Raw genomic sequence first — 18215 nt, 5'->3', positions numbered from 1 at the left:
GCAAAGCATCTGCGGTAGCAAAATTTATCCTATACACCACGTTATCCTTACAAAACATAAATTAAGTCATTATGAAAGCCCCAGTAACACTTTCTGAGTTCTCTACACCCCCAGGCAAAGCGTCCTACTACGATAAATTTTTATTTATTAATAAATTTATTGCTAATACTCCTTGACATTATAGGAAAGTCATGATAAATTAGTAACAGTTACTATTATTGGAGGTGTTTTATGAAAACTCTAAAGTACAGCCGTCAGCGTGAAGCGATTATGAATTATTTGGCTCACACCAAAGAACATCCTACTGCTGACAACATTTATATGAATATCAGGGAAACCTACCCTAACATTAGTTTAGGTACCGTATACCGTAATTTAAACTTATTAGTAGAACAAGGCGAGATCATAAAATTTTCATGCGGCGACGGTTGTGATAGATTTGACGGTAATGCCGAACCTCACTATCACTTCGTTTGTAAAAGGTGTTCTAAAGTTTATGACCTTGACATGAAAATAGATTCTCTAGATCATATAAACCTGATTGCTAATGCAGGCTTTGATGGAGAAGTTCTCGGACATTCCACTATCTTTTATGGCTACTGCCCTGATTGCAAAACCTTATCATAAGTATCTTTTTACTGGCATAGTGATATGTCAGTAAGAAGATAGTTATATCACCCCCGATATTTTCTTAAGCAACGGAAGATAAAATCATCAAAATACTAAAGAGAAATTATTTTAAAAAATTATAAAATATCTATTGACAAAGTCAACAACCTGTTATATTATAATATCAGTAATAATTACTATTATTAATTACTCAATAACAGGAAAGTAATTATAGCAATTATTGAATTATCATTTAAATAAAATCAATAATAAAAAATTTTAAACACGAAAAGGAGATTAAAGTTATGAAAAAATTTGTATGTCAAGTATGTGGTTATGTTCATGAAGGAGATACAGCTCCAGAGCTATGTCCAATCTGTAAAGCACCTGGTTCCAAGTTCACAGAACAATCTGAAGATATGACTTGGGCTGCAGAACATGTTCTTGGTGTTGCACAAGGTTCCAGCGAAGATATCATGATGGATTTAAGAGCTAACTTTGAAGGAGAATGTTCAGAAGTTGGTATGTACTTAGCAATGTCCAGAGTAGCATTTAGAGAAGGCTATCCTGAAATTGGTTTATATTATCAACAGGCTGCTTATGAAGAAGCAGACCATGCATCCAGATTCGCTGAATTATTAGGCGAAGTACTTACTGACAGCACAAAGAAAAACCTTGAATTAAGAGTAGCTGCTGAAAATGGTGCTACTGCTGGTAAGTTTGATCTTGCAAAACGTGCAAAAGAAGCAAACCTTGACGCTATCCATGATACAGTTCATGAAATGGCAAGAGACGAAGCTAGACACGGTAGAGCATTCAAGGGCTTATTAGACCGTTATTTCGGTAAATAATTAATTAGCTTATTATCTTATTTATATAGACAATAAAAACTTCCTCTGTGTATATAACTCCTATTATATATACAAAACTATCCCATATTTTTTTTAGCAACCTTAATGAAAGGCAACGATTCCCCCAAAATCGTTGCCTTTTCCCTTTATGTATTACAATTACCCTTACCACTTATAGCTTGTTATTAATATTTCAACTGGCATTACTAATTTCAACTGCTATTAATAATTTCAATTACTCTTTAACGCTTTTCAACCTACTATTAATAATTCTTGCTTTCAGCTTACTATTAATAATTCCAATTTACTCTTAACACTTTAAGTTTTTATATTTTCTATTTTACTTTAAGTTTGGTTACTATTTTATCAACCGGTTTTTGTTCCAATACCACATAATCGGAAGTATCTTTCAGTTCTAAAGTAAGATAACCTTTTCTATCTACTTTATTCTTACTTTGTTTTAGCTCTTCCAGTTTGTTTGTTTTTTTATTGTATCTGTATAAATATACTGTTTTTGCTTTTGTTTTGGACTCATTTCCAATATGCAGTTTTACTGTTGCCTTTGCCGGAAGTTCACCTATATTTAAAAAGCTTATTACTTTGCCAGATTTGTTCTTTGTATCTTTATCAATTAGTTTTTGTATATCTTCTTTATCCTCAGTTTTATTTACTTCTAAAGTTATATTGATATCGCCTGTCTTTGCTACAATACTTTGCAAATCTTTGGAATCAAAGGTCCATTTGTATGCTTTTCCTTTTTCGTCCTGCACTTTGATCATCAGGTCTTTGTTCTTTAATTTTGCAGCTTCAATAACTGATTCAGGAATTACAATATTAGCGATTTTAATATTATCATGATTACTTAGTTTTGAAGGAATCACAATTGTTGTTTGCACGGATTCGCCTTTAGAGGAATTTATTTGTTTTATTATGTCTTTTTCCGGTAAAGTAATTTTAACTTCTAATACCGCTTCTTTTGATATCTCTGTTAATTTATTTACAACGGAAAGCAATCCCTCTGTAGGAGTTTCAATGGTTATATAAGTAATTTTCTTGTCCTTAGAAGTTGTAACCTTATCGCCTTTACTAATATTTAAAGATGCCACAGCGCTTTGTACTGTTCCGTCTTTATCCGTTTTGATACTAGCAGCTACAGTAACGCCATTCTTATCTTTTATTTCAATATTGGTATCCGTTTCTTCTTCTGGCTTTGGTGATGGTGCCGGATTCGGAGCCGGTGAAGGATTAGGTGTTGGCGTTGGTGTTGGATCAATTGGAGAAGGAGTCACATTTGCGCCAGTCATAGTAATCTCTTTTTCAACAGTCTTTAAACCATCTACATATACTTCTACCTTAAATAAATTGCTTCCATTAACTAATTTCACAGGAATCTCATAAGTTCCAGAGGTAGCTTCCTTTAAAACTGCAGCTTTTCCATTTACTAATACCTCTACAGAATCAGCACTTCCCCATGCTTTTACGCTAAAGGACAGCATTTCATTCTCTTTATTATAGATATTAGTATTATACTGTGAATAATCTGTTATATAAGCAGCTGTTGTTTTATCACCTACACTATAGCTATTTGCAAGGAGTTGTCTTAATGTCTTGGAGCCCGACTTATCTGCAGCAGATAATACAAAACCACCTTCTGGGATAATACTATTATTTAATTCCGTATTATCGCCCCATACCCAATCAATTGCTTGTTGTTTGTTCACCACATTAGTTACCACACCATTTGCATCCACAATAACTTCAACGCCCCACTGGTTGGTTCCGGTAGTGTCCCCATATTCACTGTTATATAAAACGATAGTGTCTTCCGCACGAGAGGTATTGACATCTGTAATCGTTAACGGAGTTTTAGCAGCCGGATTGTATGTACCGATTGTAAATGGATTTTCATATACCCTATCTTTAATAGCGCATTCTATCATATACCAGTTTACATAACAAAGGTCAAATATCATGGCTCCATCACTGTTATCAAAAGCTGCCTGGAATCCAATACGTTGTAATTCAGGAGTTTTTAAATTGGTTAAATCAATGGAACCGATTAAAGGGACCTTTCCGTTGGTTAAAATATTACCTAATGTTGTGTATTTTGCTATCTCTGCTTCCGTATCGTAATAGCAGCCAATCATTAGAAACTCAATGGAATCTAAATAACTTGTACTTCTGTATTCCGGTGTGTATAAATCAGGAGTTGGAAAATTCAATTTTTCATTATAAATAAAGCTTTCATCTGCCCAGTTAACACCGTTTTGATAATATACTTCATACCAGGAGCCTACATATGCTGATAATAGAAGGTCTCTACCTTTTATAGTTTCATATTTATCTACCAACGTTTTTAAATCCTCTGCAAAGTCACCAATAATTTGACTTCTAAACGTTAACCATTCATTGTATAATCTTCCTGTTGTCATGGTTCCATCTGCATTTATTTTGTAAGCATCTGCAGGCCAATTCTCTAATGCCTTTCCCTGTCCGGTCAAATATGCTTCAAATTTTACTTTCGTTATATCACTAAAATCTGCATATTGGTTGTCATATCTGCATCGGTCCATAACAATACCGTCTACATCGTAATTTTGAAGCACTTCTTCCACTCTATCAAGCTGGAATCGGCGTACTCCCTCATCAGCAGGATTTACAAAGATTAAAGTGCCATTTCTGTTGGAATCAAGCACACTCTTAAGTTCACCTTTGTCTTCCGGTGCCTGGAATATTTCTGCCCAATCGCGATTATTCTCATAGATATTAATTGCAGAATCATCGGTAGCCAGGTTGCCCTCTGTGAAGAAATTATAGCTTGCATATAATTTGATACCTGCGGCATGGGATGCTTTTATCATTTCTTCCAAAAAGTCAATTTCCATATCTACATATTTTGACGGATTTTTTGTTTCTGTCAGGTAAGGAACATTGGTTAAAGTAGCTTTCTTATAGGAAGCATAACCTTCCGGTCCTTTTACATCAAATGAAAATGCAGTAACGCCGGCATTCTTAGCAGTAGCCACCATCTTTTCAATTTTTTCAACGGTATTTAAATTCTTAGCATTTGCAAATTGATCAATCCACATAACTACTTGTTTATCTTCATCTAATGTAATTTGATCTTTTTGGAATATTATCATGCTTTTTGTGGTTTTCTCCAATAACACTCCATTTTCAATAATTGCTACATCAATATAATTTACACCAGTTTCAAGTGCAACTTCTCTGGAGAATGTTCCATCCTCATTAATATCTATAATCATACCTGAAATTGCAGAACCAGACACAATAGAAGGACCGGATACGATTCCTGGTTCCACTGCAGCCACATTACCGGAATCGGCGCCAATTAGGTTGTTTTCTGCATCCAATAGTTTAATATTAATTTGGTATGGCAGCTCACTGTTACGGTTGGTAACAACACCGGAAACGAACGCTGATGTATCGGCGGTAGTATACATGTCCGTATAGTTAAGTGTAAGCTGTGCTTTTGGAGCTTCCTCTTCACCGGACATAGCAAGAACCTGTTTTAATGTAACACTTGTTCCATCTAATCTTAACTTAACTGCGTCACCTACTTTAAAGTTTTCCGCAATGAACTTCTTATATCCTGCATTGGCGTAACTGTCGTCACATGCTAATAAAACAAATCCGCCTTCCGGTGCAGTTACATCTGTTGACTCTGTAAAGGAAGGTTTTGCTCCCGGTGCAGGAGCCTTGTTGATAACTTGAATTACAGTCATATTTGCATCCACAACAATGGCTGTATTGCTTTTAATAGAACCTTCACTTACAAAAGCTCTGTGCCCCGGTGTAAATAAAGAAATTGCCTTTCCGGGAAAAGCCGGACTTCCATTTTCAAAATCCGGGTTTACAAAATCGACAGTTTTTATTTTCCCTCCGCTTTCAAAGTTAGGGTCAAATGCTGTTTCGATTTCAAGACCAGGAATTGTATATACTCTTGCTGCAGAAGAAGTAATACTAAGCCCGGGTGTAACTAAGCCTATCAGCATAGAGAGGCATAGTACAAAAGAAATAAGTTTTTTCCTGTTTTTCATTTACATTCATCCTTTCCAATTATACACATTCAGTGTAGTAATATTTAAGGATATTGCACATAAAATAATTGAACTTATTTAACCTCATCAGGGTAATCCTCTGCCTTTGTAAGCGTGGGTAAAGACTTGTCTGTTTCAGCAGGAGTTCAAATTTCTGTTGAAATACCACGTAACAGCAATGAGGTTATGAGTAGTACGTAAGCGGATAAGTTCCTATAATCAAATGGAATATCCGCTTGACTTTTTGTATGGGATTTTTATCAGAAAAAATAGCTTTCACTCTTTTATGATTTCAAGAAATGTTTTAACTTATTTGTAGATATCAGTTATAGTTTAGCTTTTGACCAAACTGTAACTATGAAAATGTATAAATTTATTGAATATTGTGGAATTTTGAGATAGAATAATATAATAGCTCATTTTCCATGATTTCTTTTAGCGGCAACTAAGGATCTCAAAAAGTTAAAATGGGCTATTTTTTATGAAAAAAATTTTCTACAAATATTTAATTTTCAAAGGTTCAAATCTATATTATGTACAATATCCACAATTCATTTTAGAATTTTTTCATTCTAAAACACTTATAATAATAGCATATACGGTGATACGTGTCAATAATACATAAATATTATATAAAAGTTTTTGGAAAAAACTTTTTTTATTATTCACAATGCCATGGCATTTTTTCATTGAAAAATCTGGGATATTTCATTAAAAAAACTCTACACATTCCCAATATATCTATCAAAATACATGGTTGATAAATTATTCTGGTTATCTGTAGAGTTCTCTTTTTTATTACAAATGGCTATAGCGATTTATAAATTCTTCATTTAAAAATATCTATTTATATTTATTTACGGTTTGCTGGTTCGATATTAATACTCTTTCCTTTGATTTTAGCTTCTTTCATAACTTGGATTACTTCAGATGCATATTCTCTTGGTACTTCAACAAAAGTGTATTTATCGTACATATCAATGGTACCGATTAATTTACCTGGCATGCCGGTTTCACCTGCAATAGCTCCTAATATATCGCCAGGTCTTGTATTCTGTTTCTTACCTATATTAATGAAGAGACGGACCATTCCTGCTTCTGCACCGGTATCTCCAAAATCTTCATAGGCACTCATCTCTTCTGCCTGATTGTTATCATCACCCATAGCCAGTTTTAAGAAAGCTGCTGCCACATCAAGGCTGGTATAATCTTCTGCATTAACACGGGCCTCGATTAAATCAATCATTTTGCTTAAATCTTCATTTTCAATTACTGTTTCAACTCTATCTAATATTTTCTCCGCTTTTACTGCTGTAACATCATTAATAGAAGGAATTGGCTGAACCATAATCTTTGTTTTACAATATCTTTGAATATCTTTTAGTTTGTATACTTCTTTACCCACTACTAAGGTAAATGCCCTTCCGGTTCTTCCTGCTCTTCCAGTTCTTCCGATACGGTGTACATAATATTCATCGTCTTGTGGAACATCATAATTAAATACCGCTTCTACATCGTCAACATCAATTCCTCTGGCCGCTACATCAGTGGCAATCAGAATTTCAGTTTTTCCGTTTCGGAAGCTGTTCATAACACGGTCACGCTGTTGCTGTTTTAAATCTCCATGAAGGCCCTCCGCAAAATATCCTCTTCCCTGCAATGCAGAAACCAGTTCATCCACCTGTCTCTTGGTATTGCAAAATATTAGAGATAACTTTGGATCATACATGTCAAGAAGTCTGCATAGAACTTCTTCTTTGTTTTTTGGCTTTACTTCATAGTAATATTGTTCTATCTTAGGTACTGTTAACTCTTTTTTAACTACTTTTATAATTTCTGCACTTTTTTGATAAGTCTTTGCAATGTCCATAATAGGCTTTGGCATAGTTGCTGAGAATAATACCGTTTGTCTTTCTTCCGGAACATCTTTTAAAATAGTTTCTATATCTTCACGGAATCCCATGTTTAACATTTCGTCCGCTTCATCTAATACTATCATTTTAACATTATCGAATTTTACGGTTTTTCTTCTCATATGATCCATAACACGTCCGGGTGTTCCGATAACGATCTGAGTACCTGCTTTTAAAGAGCGGATTTGTTTTGATATTTCCTGTCCACCATAGATAGGCAACACTTTAATTCCATGAAGAAATGTAGCAAGTTTTCTAATTTCATCTGCTACCTGAATTGCCAACTCTCTGGTAGGACATAAAACAACCGCTTGTAAACGCTTATCTTTTGGGTCGATGGACTGCAGCAAAGGTATACCGAAAGCTGCTGTCTTACCTGTACCTGTTTGCGCCTGACCTACTATATCTTTACCTGATAATATAACAGGAATTGCATTTGCCTGAATTGGAGATGCCTCCTCAAAGCCCATTTCCACAATGGCTTTTAATATTGGTTCCATAATATTTAAATCTTCAAATTTTACTATCTGCATTATTACGTTCCTTTCTTTTTCCTGAGAATCCTTTTAGTATTTTATCCTGCGGCGGCTGAATATAAACAAGTGCTTAATCATTCTTGTTCTAATTAATAATATAAACCCGACAATTTTTCTTCACCCCGCTAAGCATCTGCAAAAGGATATTTTCTCAAAAGAGAAAGCCCATAAAAAACATATCTCTCATAAAACAAAAAAGCTCTTGGTCTATAGGACAGAGAGCTTATATATTTCAATCTATATAATATTTTAATCTATTCCTTTGCTCTAGATGCTTAATCCAGATATTATTACCGAAACATATTATAACATGAGTGTCTTTGTTCGTCAAATGAAATAGCTAAGTTTTTGCAATTTTCTTGTTAATTGCATTATTTTAGTCAAATTGAAGTTACCAGCTCAGTAACTCTTTGTTCTACAAACTTTGCCATTTTAGTTACTTCTTTTTCTGTATTTACATTAGGCATAAATCCAGCTGCCATGGCGGCATGTCCTCCGCCGTCTCCAAATCCTTTTAAAGCCTCTTTAATTACTTTACCCGCATCCACAGATTTTGATTCACTTCGTACTGAAAACTTTAATCCACCTACCCTGTGACTGTAAACTAAAGTAAAATCCACTTCAGCAAGGGACAATAAAAAATCAGATATACTGCCTATAATTGCTTCGGAACAATCTGCTCCAATATTGGCAATCCCCAATCTTCCCTTAATTTTTAAAGTGGATATTGCTTTCTTATAAGCTTCTAAATCCGCCCTACATAAACTGCATTTTTCAAAGCTGCGGAGCTTTTCAAGGTCTGCTCTTTTATATACATAATAGAACATATCAATATCCAGTTCTGATACGCCTCTTGATAAAGCCGCCGTATCCATCTTTATTCCATAGGCAAGGGCAGTAGCAACAGCTTGCGGCATTTCTATATTATTATCATAAAAATAACCGGCTATAATAGAGGAACAAGCTCCCACATCACTGCGAATATCATAGAATAAATAACTATCCACTTCCTGCATGGGATGGTGGTCTATACAGGCAACTTCTTTTCCTGCAAAATCCTCCATATTGCTATTTCCTTTTTGCCCGTCCACCAAAATAATCTCATCGTCGGGCTCCATCTTTATTTCATCTACTATGAATAACTCAATGCCAAGCTGTTCTATCATTTTTAAGGTATTGTCTTTATCAATTTGTCCATTATAGCAGATAGTTGCATGTATTCCCCTATTACTGAGCAGTATCTTAAGACCAAAAGCAGACGCTATTGCATCCTGATCCGGATAATTATGAGTCTGTATATATATTTCATCTTTCTTTATCACCTTCAATAAATCATCAAATTTAGTCATCCTGATGTTCCCCTTAATTCCAATATAAGTTAAAGCTATTATAGAACAAGTACACCAAGAATGCAAATCATAACTTACACTGGTTATTTTAATATAATAAGATATCGTATACTACATAATCGCAATTTGCTATAAGATTATTCACCCAACAATTTATTTTACATCCTAATGAGAAACTTTTAGTTCCGCTGTTATGGGACATTCTATAGGTATAAATTCAGCATAGCTGAATTCTAAGTTTAGGAATAATTTAATGGCTGGTTTCTTACTTCAACGAATGAGTTACCAAGCTCACAATTTAGTTTCTTCCTTAGAATCCAATTATGCTGAATTTTTCAAGTCTTGGTTATGCAATGAGCAGGTCATATTGTTTTAAGATTCTTCCATCAGTACATCAGCTATTTTACTCTGGCAATTAAATTATCATTTTCCACATCAATGAGTATGGTATCTTCTGGTTTTAATTGATCACTTAATATTAATCTCGCACTTAGGGTTTCTACATTCTTTTGCAAATACCTCTTTAAAGGCCTTGCGCCATATATAGGGTCATAAGCTTGATCTGCAATAAACTCTTTGGCTGCTTTTGTTAACTCTATGGTTATTTGCTGATTTACAAGACGTTCATTTAAGTCCTGCATCAGCAAGTTAATAATAGCACTGATATTGTCCTTTGACAGTGGTTTAAACATAATGATTTCATCCAGTCTGTTTAGGAATTCCGGCCTGAAATGCCCTCTTAAGTCATTCATAACCATCTGCTCACATTCACCGGATATATTTCCGTCTTCTTCTATACCATCCAGTAAATAGACAGAACCAATATTAGAAGTCATAATTAATATGGTATTCTTAAAATCCACGGTTCTTCCCTGGGAATCAGTTATTCTGCCATCGTCTAAAACTTGCAGCAGTACATTAAATACGTCCGGATGTGCTTTCTCAATCTCATCAAAGAGAACAACGGAATATGGTTTTCTTCTCACTGCTTCCGTTAATTGTCCCCCTTCTTCATATCCCACATATCCGGGAGGGGCACCAATTAATCTGGAGACGGAGTATTTCTCCATGTACTCGCTCATATCAATACGAACCATATTCTGTTCGTTATCAAACAGGGAGGCTGCCAAAGCTTTTGCCAGTTCTGTCTTACCTACACCGGTAGGTCCAAGGAATAAGAAAGAACCAATGGGTTTAGTAGGATCTTTGATACCGGCTTTTGACCTTAGAATGGCATCCGTTACCCTTTGAACACCATCTTCTTGTCCAATAACGCGTTTATGCAATTCTTCATCCAAATGTAAAGTTTTATTTCTTTCACTTTCAGTTAACTTAGTTATAGGAATACCGGTCCAGCGGGATACGATTCTTGCTATTTCTTCTTCTCCTACATTCTCATGAACCAAAGAATGGCCTTCTGCCTTAACTTTTTCTTCTTCCTCTTCCAGTTGTTTGGTCAATGCAGGCAATCTTCCGTATTTGAGTTCTGCTGCCTTATTTAGATCATAATTACGTTCTGCTATCTGGATTTCGTTATTCAGGGATTCGATTTCTTCCCTTAATTTTGACACTTTTTCAACTGCTGCCTTCTCTGTATCCCACTGGGATTTGGATAAGGCAAAGCTTTCCCTTAGTTCCGCTAATTCTTTTTGCAGATTTTCCAGTCTTTCACGGCTTAGATGATCGGTTTCTTTTTTGAGTGCGGCTTCTTCAATTTCCATCTGCATAATACGTCTCTGCACATCATCTAATTCAGTGGGCATGGAATCCAGTTCTGTTTTAATTAATGCACAGGCCTCATCTACTAAGTCAATAGCTTTATCCGGCAGGAAACGGTCTGAAATATACCGATTGGATAACGTAGCCGCTGATACTAAGGCACTGTCCGTTATCTTTACACCATGGAATACTTCATACCTATCTTTTAGTCCTCTTAATATGGAAATGGTATCTTCTACGGTAGGTTCATCTACCATAACCGGTTGAAAACGTCTCTCCAGTGCAGCATCTTTTTCAATATACAGTCTGTATTCATTCAAAGTTGTGGCACCAATACAGTGAAGCTCTCCTCTTGCAAGCATTGGTTTTAACATATTCCCTGCATCCATGGCACCTTCTGTCTTACCGGCACCTACAATGGTATGCAATTCATCTATAAACAGGATGATCTGTCCTTCACTTTTCTTTACTTCATCAAGGACTGCTTTCAGTCTTTCTTCAAATTCACCCCGGTATTTTGCACCTGCTACTAAAGCACCCATATCCAGGGCAAATATCTTCTTATCCTTTAGGCCCTCCGGCACATCCCCTCTTACAATCCTCTGAGCAAGTCCTTCTACTACGGCTGTTTTACCAACACCGGGCTCACCAATAAGCACCGGATTGTTCTTGGTTTTTCTGGATAAAATCCGTATTACATTACGAATCTCAGAATCTCTGCCTATTACCGGGTCCAACTTTTGCTGTTTTGCCCGTTCCACCAGATCAGAACCGTATTTCTCAAGGGTATCATAGGTTGCTTCCGGATTATCACTGGTTACTTTCTGATTGCCTCTAACGGTTTGCAGTACTTGTAAGAAGCTGTCTCTGGTAATTCTAAACTCCCGGAACAGTTCTTTTACTTCTTTGTTAGGTTGTTTTAGCATACTTAAGAATAGATGTTCCACAGAAACATATTCATCACCCATATGTCTTGCTTCATCTTCAGCATAAATCAGAACTTTATTAAGGTCGTTGCTAATGTAGGCCTGTCCTCCTGATACTATTGGACGTATTTTCAACTTACCTTCTACCTGTGCCTGAAAAACTTCTGTTGTAATGTCCATTTTTTTAAGAAGTTTCAAAATCAAACTATCTTCTACTGTAATCAGGCTATAGAGCAAATGCTCCTGATCAATCTCCTGATGGCCGTAGTCCATTGCAATTTTTTCACATTGCTGCACTACTTCCATAGACTTTTGCGTAAATTTATTAATATTCATATAAATCACCAACCTCTCGATTGTTCTATTTCTTATTGCTTGTTTATACCTGTTCTATAAGTAATATAACACATATAACATCAAAATTCAATACTAAATATTTATTTTTTTATGGAATGTTATAAGTAATAGTTCAGTCCTAAAATTATAACGATGATATTAGAATATATCTAATTTTGTATTAGTATACTGCAATAAAGGAAAACAGTGAAATAAAGTGGGTCTATGAAAAAAAGATAATTTTAGTTGTAACTATATTTATTTTAATCGCAATTGTCATCTCTTTTGCGGAAGATTTGAAATAGGCTGGAATGACTGGAAAATCCGTAGTTATGGAAGAGTGGTGTCACCTACCTCATACTTCTTATTCTCATTATTTTATATATACAATTATAGACTAAAACAAAACTTAATTGCATTCTTATAATGATTAGGATTTATTAGGTGGAGGTAGATATTGAAAATAATAAAGAATATACTAAAAAATGAATTAAGGTTAGTATGCCTGATAGTATTTAATGAAATCCTTCGGCTACTGATGAAAGCAGGAGAATATTTATCCATTGGTTTAAAACAGGCAATTATATGGTTTATTATTGTGGCAATTTTATCTGTTATACAACAAATAATAAAAGATATTTATTATAAAAATCATGACAATCGTAAAAATATAAATTAGCTTTTATTTTTTTGCCAAAGAATGAGTAGACTATATTAAGTAATACTACTTATCCTAAAAAACAATTTTCCTGTTTTATATAGTCCCTGTTTTTTAAATAACTATTATATTATGATAGATGGCAGCAGAAGTGGTATGTCTCTGCTGACATCTATTTTTACTATCCTCAATATGTTGTAATACAACATATCTTTATTACAAACTTAAACTACTCTACCTTATTGCTGAAACACTTATTGCAGTATCAAAATCATTGATATTTACATCAAACACATACACCGGTTGATAAAAACCTTTTGAGTCTACTTCATATTCAAGATTTACATCATTTACAGATACTATAATTTCACCCGAATGCGGATACTTAAACTTTCCATTTTGAACTTGCTCAAATGCTTCTTTTTCAGAAATAATAGGAAATGTTTTATATTCCTCAAATGCAATTATACTATAGCCCAATTCAGAAAACGTCTTATTTTTCGTATAATTACATGTGATAGAACCATTATACAATTTGTCTCCATCAAATATTTGTTCTGCGGTAAATGTATATTTACCATCTCCTACATTTTTAAATATCACTCCTTCAGGAATATAGACACTCATAGCTTCTAATGCGTTACGTATCTCTTCTTCACTAGCATTTACATCTGGACCAGGAGTATTATCACCATACAATTCATTAAAATCTGTATAACGATAAATATTTCCTGCATACTCGATCCATAATGACTTACTATTTTCATCATCACTATAGTAAATGGCAGTATTTTCATAAATATCTGTTCTTTTATCATCAATTCCTGAATCAAATAATGCAAAAATTCTTTCTGCTTGTTCCCTAGTTTCATTTTCATCAGCTACATGAAGCTGGTAAACTGCAACCTTATCCTCATTTGTTGAATATTCTATATCCGAATTTACTGCCACATTGTTTAACTTATAAACATAATTGCTGCTCAAATTTCCTATTTCCTGCTTTTCATACAGGAAAAAAATCGTAACAAAAGTACCTACTGTTAAGACTAATGGGATCTGATAACAAATCACCGGAAGAAACTTTTCCCTCTTCTTTTGTACAAAACTATACACAAATATAAAAATTCGATAACATCCATATCCGATTATCGCACCCAGCAAATTATTAAAAAGATCGTCAACCTCAAATATTCCTTTTTCTAATATTAACTGCAGGGTTTCTATAACAAGCGTAAATCCAAAACCCGCCAAATAAGTCTTCCAAAATGTTTTGAAATGTTCTGAAACAAATGGTAGCAAAAAGCCAAATGGAACAAACATCAATATATTTAAAACAATATTTCTCCATTCAGTGGGAGAAAAACTATTCCATGCTTCACGGTAGGAATAAAATAAGTGTAGCTGAATACTTCCTTGCCAAACACTACCTCTATTTAACATAGTCGCACCAAGTACAATTACTACATAACACGTGAAAATTGCATATAAAAGTAATCTTTTAATACTAACTTTCTTAGTTCCTTTGCAAATCTTTTTATATATAACATGGTATCCAATTAAAAAGGCGACTCCCAAAAATAGGGCAACTTCTAATCCTAGTACCAAATATAATTTAGCCATTGAAATAATATCCGTAATTCTCATAACGCCTCCAAAAATCCAGTTTTCCCCAAAGTTATATTGTAGTTTGTATTTCCCATTGTCTTGACAATAACTGCTTTTAAACATTACTACAATATAGTGGTTTCCATAATTATACATCATTTAAATAATTTTATCTAGTGACTTTTTTATTTACTTGTTTGATATAATAATTTTCATAAAGGGCAGATTACTTTTTTATTTTAATCAGTTTTACTGCAACTTTCATTTATAATTTCTTATGGTATAAACCATTGATAAAAGTTCATTATAAAGATATAATAAAGCAAATTTGCGACTTTCCTCACACCCCTTTTGTAATAATATAAATCCATATGTAATTAGATATGGTTAAATACTTTTGGGATAATACTAAGAAACAGCAAGTTTAATAATTTTGATAAAGGGAAAGGTAAGGTTATGAGTTGGATTAAGAATGTACGAATAGAATACGCCAGAGAAGAAATCGCTAAAAATACGGTTGTTACAAAAACCAAACCGATTGCTTTGAATATTGAAGGCGGAATTATAAAAGAAATAGCGGAATCCGTTCCGGAAGATAATAAAGATATTGTTGACGCAAAAGGATATTTAGCTTTACCAGCCTTAGCAGATAATCACATACATTTGGACAAAGGCCATTACGGCGGCAAATGGCATGCTGTTGTTCCTATGGGCAGGGTAGCAGAAAGAATTGAAGAAGAACAAGGCTTTTTACGTGACTTCTTAGCAGATACCCCTCAGAAAGCACAGGCTTTAATTGATTTAATCACAGGAAAGGGCGCCACCTTCTTACGGGTACACGTCAATGTAGATCCTACAATCGAATTAGAGAATTTGTCCATCATTAAAGAGGTTCTGGAAGAGAACAAGCACAAATTGGATTATGAAATAGCTGTGTTCCCTCAGCACGGTACATTGAAAACAGAAGAAAAAGGTCTATTATCAAAAGCATTAGAAGATGATCATGTAAAAATCATAGGAGGATTGGATCCTGCAACTATTGATGGTGATATTGAGAAATCTTTAACCACCACCTTCCATTTGGCTTCCAAATATAAAAAGGAAGTTGATATTCATTTGCATGACAGAGGCAGTTTGGGTATCTATGAAATCAACCGGATTCTTGATTATACAATAGAATACAATCTCCAAGGCAAAGTACAGATTAGCCACGGATTTGCATTAGCTGATATTTCCGGGGAAGAATTAGAAGGAATCGCAAAGCGGCTGAAAGATGCTCAGGTAGCCATTAATACAACGGTACCTATCGATATTCCGGCCTTGTCTATACCGATGCTGAAAAAATATGGAGTCAATGTTCATGTTGTGAATGATAATATCAATGACCACTGGAGTCCCTTTGGTACAGGCGACTTAATTCAACGTGCAAGCCGGGCTGCAGAAGTATTCTCCATGACAGATGAAACATCTTTATCCCAGGCTTTAGGATTAGTAACGAAGGGTATTACTCCATTTAATAATGAAGGAAATCCAACATGGCCTAGTATTGGTGATAAAGCCAACATATTATTCGTAAAAGCAGAATCCTCCGCTCATTTAATAGGGCGAGTTTGTCCTGATAGGGTGGTTCTTTTCAAAGGTAACTTTGTTTCCGGAAATTTTAAATAAATATGCAAGATAAAACCGCAGGCTGAACAAAATTAAAAAGTTTGCGGTTTTCTTTTATAGAAAAACATTTTATTTTTCGCACTATTTTCCAAATTATACATATGAATATAATAGGAATTATGAGGTGACTATGGTGAATATATGAATCGTGAAGAAAGATATAAAATCACTAGCTATGATTATGCCGACTTATTTATTACCGACTCCAACAGATTATCCTCTGCTATTCAGTGTAATGAAAATATCACCACTAATATAGTTGATAATACTTTAAGCGTTGCATATATACCTGTGTGTAATATAACATATAATAGTTTATACAAATATGGCTATGAAGCCATGCCAAAATGCTTTGGGCTATTGTCTGCACCTCCAAGCTGCCACATACTCTCCACTTCTTGTTTAAATGCTTCCAACATTTTAATGCTTCGAGAAAAGCCAAATTTTGATTTAAAAGGAGAGGGGGTATTAATAGGTCTTGTGGATACCGGAATTGATTATATGAATCCTGTCTTTCAATATGAAGATAAGACTTCAAAAATAGTCTCTATCTGGGATCAAACTATTTATAGTGAAGATAATTTTCCACAAGACTTATATTATGGAACAGAATTCTCAAGAGAGCAGATTAATAATGCAATAAATAGTCCAAACCCGTTTGATATTGTACCCAGCACTGATGAAATCGGTCATGGAACCGCATTAGCAGGTGTTGCTGCCGGCTTTCCTCAGCCGGATTATTCATTTACGGGAGTTGCACCGAATGCTGAAATTATTGCTGTTAAATTAAAGACTGCAAAGCCATATCTGAAGGACTTTTTTAAAATTCCTGAAGGCTCCATATGCTATCAAGAGAATGACATTATATTTGGGATAGCATATTTATTGCAAGCCGCCCAAAGATTAAAGCGCCCTATTGTTATTTGTATAGGAGTAGGAACAAATCAAGGTTCCCATGCAGAAGTAGGAATACTAAGCTCTTTTTTAACCAGAACCAGCAGGATACCCGGCGTTGCTGTTGTCATAGCTGCCGGAAATGAAGGGAACTTGGGACATCATTATTTCAAAGAAAGTCCTTCGGGAGATAATCTGGATTATTTTGAATTAAATGTAGGCGGCAATGAGAGCGGATTCTCTATGGAACTATGGTGTGCTGCGCCAAATACCGTATCCGTGAATATAATTACTCCCGCTGGTGAAGACATTGTTCGTGTTCCTCCTATTCCTCCCCAACAAAATACAATTCAAGTTCATTATCAGGATACCCAAATCCTGATTGATTCCATTATAAAGGGCACTGCCTCCGGTGATCAATTAATTGTATTTCGTTTTGACCAGCCACTACCGGGAACATGGGGATTTCGCATAGAGGGTAAAGGTACTCTTCCGTCAAGATACCATGTATGGCTTCCTATGGATAACTTTATTAACCGGGGGACTTTTTTCTTAAAGCCCGAAAATGAGACTACGTTAACTACACCGGGGAATTCGGAATTTGCAATTGTAATCACTGCCTATAACCATATTAATGATACCTTATTTTATCATGCCAGCAATGGGTTTACCTCTAATGGATTCATAAAACCGGATCTTGCAGCTCCGGGTATGTTCATTTTAAGTCCCATATTAAATAACGAGTTCGCAAGGTTAAACGGAACAAGTCTGGCAGCTGCACATACTGCTGGTGTTGCAGCCATGATATTAGAATGGGGCGTTGTACGAGGTAATTACCCTACAATGCATACCCCTGAAATTGGAAACTTATTAATCAAAGGCGCAAAACGACTCCCTGATGTAGCGTACCCAAATAAGCAATGGGGCTTTGGTATCTTAGACATTTACAATACCTACGTTATATTAATAAATGAGTACTATGCCAGATAGTACTCATTTATTAATTTTATATTACGAAAGTGGCCGCAAAGCTGTCATTCTAATCTTAAAAGGGTGAATCTCAGAAAGGGTAGACTAGCTGGATTCTTAA

The 18215-nt window shown here is 34.9% G+C and carries 10 protein-coding genes; 5 read left to right on the top strand and 5 right to left on the bottom strand.

Going from position 1 to position 18215, the window contains the following annotated elements:
- Positions 1 to 231: 231 nt before the first annotated feature.
- Positions 232 to 627, top strand: a complete 396-nt coding sequence (locus tag RT261_RS17030; protein WP_313134276.1) for a Fur family transcriptional regulator — start codon at positions 232 to 234, stop codon at positions 625 to 627.
- Between the two features lie 287 nt (positions 628 to 914).
- The gene (locus tag RT261_RS17025) at positions 915 to 1460 is read left to right on the top strand and encodes an NADH peroxidase (protein WP_313134274.1); all 546 of its coding nucleotides are present in this window, start codon (positions 915 to 917) and stop codon (positions 1458 to 1460) included.
- Between the two features lie 335 nt (positions 1461 to 1795).
- On the opposite strand, the gene RT261_RS17020 is transcribed toward RT261_RS17025, so the two are convergent.
- The 4 genes from RT261_RS17020 to clpB form a co-directional block, all read right to left on the bottom strand.
- Entirely contained in the window at positions 1796 to 5521 is a 3726-nt protein-coding gene (locus RT261_RS17020; protein WP_313134272.1) for a family 10 glycosylhydrolase, read from the bottom strand.
- 853 nt (positions 5522 to 6374) lie between these two features.
- Positions 6375 to 7967, bottom strand: coding sequence for a DEAD/DEAH box helicase (locus tag RT261_RS17015; protein WP_313134271.1), 1593 nt, complete (start codon positions 7965 to 7967; stop codon positions 6375 to 6377).
- A gap of 383 nt (positions 7968 to 8350) precedes the next feature.
- A complete protein-coding gene (locus RT261_RS17010) occupies positions 8351 to 9319 on the bottom strand; it encodes a DHH family phosphoesterase (protein WP_313134269.1) in 969 nt (322 codons plus the stop codon).
- 398 nt (positions 9320 to 9717) lie between these two features.
- Positions 9718 to 12300, bottom strand: a complete 2583-nt coding sequence (gene clpB / locus RT261_RS17005; RefSeq protein ID WP_313134268.1) for an ATP-dependent chaperone ClpB — start codon at positions 12298 to 12300, stop codon at positions 9718 to 9720.
- A gap of 457 nt (positions 12301 to 12757) precedes the next feature.
- Here clpB and RT261_RS17000 point away from each other — a divergent pair, with 457 nt between their 5' ends.
- On the top strand, positions 12758 to 12979 hold the full coding sequence (locus RT261_RS17000) for a hypothetical protein (protein WP_313134267.1): 222 nt from the start codon (positions 12758 to 12760) through the stop codon (positions 12977 to 12979).
- Between the two features lie 213 nt (positions 12980 to 13192).
- Here RT261_RS17000 and RT261_RS16995 read toward each other — a convergent pair whose 3' ends face one another.
- Positions 13193 to 14602: a VanZ family protein gene (locus RT261_RS16995; RefSeq protein ID WP_313134265.1), complete on the bottom strand. Its 1410-nt coding sequence runs from the start codon at positions 14600 to 14602 to the stop codon at positions 13193 to 13195.
- A 417-nt stretch (positions 14603 to 15019) separates the two neighbouring features.
- On the opposite strand from RT261_RS16995, the gene RT261_RS16990 reads away from it, so the two are divergent.
- Positions 15020 to 16231, top strand: a complete 1212-nt coding sequence (locus tag RT261_RS16990) for an amidohydrolase (protein WP_313134264.1) — start codon at positions 15020 to 15022, stop codon at positions 16229 to 16231.
- A gap of 141 nt (positions 16232 to 16372) precedes the next feature.
- On the top strand, positions 16373 to 18115 hold the full coding sequence (locus RT261_RS16985; protein ID WP_313134262.1) for a S8 family peptidase: 1743 nt from the start codon (positions 16373 to 16375) through the stop codon (positions 18113 to 18115).
- Positions 18116 to 18215: the final 100 nt, after the last annotated feature.

Source organism: Anaerocolumna sp. (genome assembly GCF_032079385.1).
Lineage (GTDB): Bacteria > Bacillota > Clostridia > Lachnospirales > Lachnospiraceae > Anaerocolumna.
Note: the sequence above shows the minus strand (reverse complement) of the source record. Positions and strands in the feature narration are given on the sequence as shown.